Genomic DNA, 2,057 nt, shown 5'->3' on the forward strand with positions numbered 1-2,057 from the left:
CCCGCGCCGCGTTCAGCACCTTCTCGATGTCGAGATAGCTGGTCGCCGGAGTGTCACCGCCCAGGGCGAACGCCTCGTCCGCCGCCCGGACGTGCAGAGCGTCCCGGTCGGGGTCGGCGTACACGGCCACGCTCGCGATACCGGCATCCCGGCATGCCCGGGCCACGCGGACAGCGATTTCGCCACGGTTGGCGATGAGCACCTTGCGCACGATTGAGGCTCCCTCCTTGAAACAAGCCGAGTTTAGGGACTGCCGACACGACTCATCGACCCGTCCCCAAAGGTGAGCTTGCCCACACGGAGCGTGATACCAGGCTCACTCGACACCGAAATCCCTTGTAGTACCGCCGTACGCAGCACTCCTGCGGGAAACCCTAGCCCTCCCATGTGGTCAAGGTCTCTGTGAGAGCGTGCTGCGGCCCACTCCGTTTCTTTGTGGAGTCCCTACGAATGGCCCAACGATTCTTTGCCGCTCCCCGAACCCTTGTCCCGGGGTTTACCCGTTAGTAGCGTTCAGGTGTTGGTCGAGCCAGGATCGAAAGTGGGTGGGGGCCGGTGGTTCGCAGACCGGTGGCGTGGATCGTGGCGGTCGTGCTCTTCGCCGAGGCACTCGGCATCGCCGCGCTGAACTGGTTCATGGGCATAGTCGTGGACCGGCAGGACATGTCCCTGGCGGGCCTGGACCCCGGCGTGATGTCGACGTCCTCGAAGGTCGGCGGGATCGTCTTCGGCCTCTACTTCGCCCTGTGCGGCGTCGTCGCCCTGCTGGTGGCCCTGCGCGACCGCGCGCCCGCCGGGCTCGGCCGGGTCCTGCTGATCAGCGTCGCGGTGGTGCACGGGCTGCTGGGCGCCCTCGCGTGGGGGCTGCTGGGGGTGGCGCAGTTCGTGTTCATGGTGGTCGTGCTCACTCTGATCGTGCTGCTCCTGATGACCTACGACGCCAAGCAGCAGCCCGCCGCCCCCGACCCGGCCCCGGAACCCGGGAACGGCAAGGGCGACGGCGGCGGCTCGCCCGTCATCCCTCCGCCGGCTCCCACAACTCCGTGATGCCGACGCCCAGCTGCGCCAGCAGCCGCCGCACGAGGGGCAGGCTGATGCCGATGACGTTGCCGTGGTCGCCGTCGATGCCGTCGATGAACGGGGCCGAGCGGCCGTCCAGCGTGAACGCCCCCGCCACGTAGAGGGGTTCGCCCGAGGCGACATACGCGGCGATCTCGTCGTCCGTCGGCTCCCCGAAGCGGACGACGGTGGAGGCGACGGCGGAGGTGTAACGCCCGCTGAGGGTGTCGTAGAGGCAGTGGCCGGTCTGGAGCGTCCCGGCCCGCCCGCGCATCGCCTTCCACCTCGCGGTGGCCTCCTCGGCGTCCGCGGGCTTGCCCAGCGCCTGGCCGTCCAGGTCGAGCACCGAGTCGCAGCCGATCACCAGGGCGCCCTTGACCTCCGGCTTCGCGGCCACGACGGAGGCCTTCGCCTCGGCGAGGGCGAGCGCCAGCTCGGCGGGGCTGGGCGCGGTGACGGCGTCCTCGTCGACCCCGCTCACGATCACCTCGGGGGCGAGGCCCGCCTGCCGCAGCAGGTTCAGTCGGGCGGGGGACTGGGAGGCGAGGACGAGTCTGCGCATGGGCTCAGGGTAGTGCGGACGCAGGTCCCTCACCTGACGCCCAGCACGATCATCGCCACGACCATGGCCAACGCCAGGAAGAAGCCGAGCCGTCTCAGGGTCTCCTGCATGTCGCGGAGTTCCTTGGGGGGCTCGTTCTCGGGGTCGGACCACAGCATTCCACTAGCGTGGGGCTTGGGCCATCGACGGTGCCTGAGTAGGGGTACTCAGATTGGCACCCGGGGTTCCTCCTCTGTGCGCCCACGCGGCGGAGCCGCATATCGGATGCAGCCCCGCGCCCCTGGTGGTGCTGTCCTCAGGCGGGCCAGTAGGTGCGGGTCCAGGATGCTTCGCCTGGGTGCGGGAGGCGTTGGGTTGCGATGCGGGACGGGTCGGACCATGCGTCTTTCGGGGGTTCCGCGCCGGGCGGGGTGGCTGTCGCCGCCGCGGCGCGGGC

At 69.8% G+C, this 2,057-nt stretch carries 5 protein-coding genes; 1 reads left to right on the top strand and 4 read right to left on the bottom strand.

Going from position 1 to position 2,057, the window contains the following annotated elements; all coding sequences use genetic code 11:
* Nucleotides 1-211 (bottom strand): biotin carboxylase N-terminal domain-containing protein (locus tag ACWCPF_RS45390; RefSeq protein WP_451051023.1); only part of this gene is annotated, 211 nt, incomplete at its 3' end.
* Nucleotides 212-555: 344 nt separating this feature from the next.
* Between ACWCPF_RS45390 and ACWCPF_RS45395 the strand changes: the two genes are divergently transcribed.
* The gene (locus ACWCPF_RS45395; RefSeq protein ID WP_451051024.1) at nt 556-1,047 is read left to right on the top strand and encodes a hypothetical protein; all 492 of its coding nucleotides are present in this window, start codon (nt 556-558) and stop codon (nt 1,045-1,047) included.
* Here the strand turns inward: ACWCPF_RS45395 and ACWCPF_RS45400 are convergent.
* The 3 genes from ACWCPF_RS45400 to ACWCPF_RS45410 all read right to left on the bottom strand — a co-directional run.
* Entirely contained in the window at nt 1,016-1,621 is a 606-nt protein-coding gene (locus ACWCPF_RS45400; protein WP_451051025.1) for a Maf family protein, read from the bottom strand. The two genes, ACWCPF_RS45395 and ACWCPF_RS45400, sit on opposite strands and share 32 nt — an antisense overlap.
* 29 nt (nt 1,622-1,650) lie before the next feature.
* Nucleotides 1,651-1,779 carry a morphogenic membrane protein MmpB gene (mmpB, locus tag ACWCPF_RS45405; protein ID WP_351910196.1) on the bottom strand — a complete coding sequence of 43 codons (129 nt, stop codon included), beginning with the start codon at nt 1,777-1,779 and terminating at the stop codon, nt 1,651-1,653.
* Nucleotides 1,780-1,916: 137 nt separating this feature from the next.
* Nucleotides 1,917-2,057 (bottom strand): acyl-CoA carboxylase subunit epsilon (locus ACWCPF_RS45410; protein WP_451051026.1); only part of this gene is annotated, 141 nt, incomplete at its 5' end.

The sequence above is a fragment of the Streptomyces sp. NPDC001858 genome, from assembly GCF_053594615.1.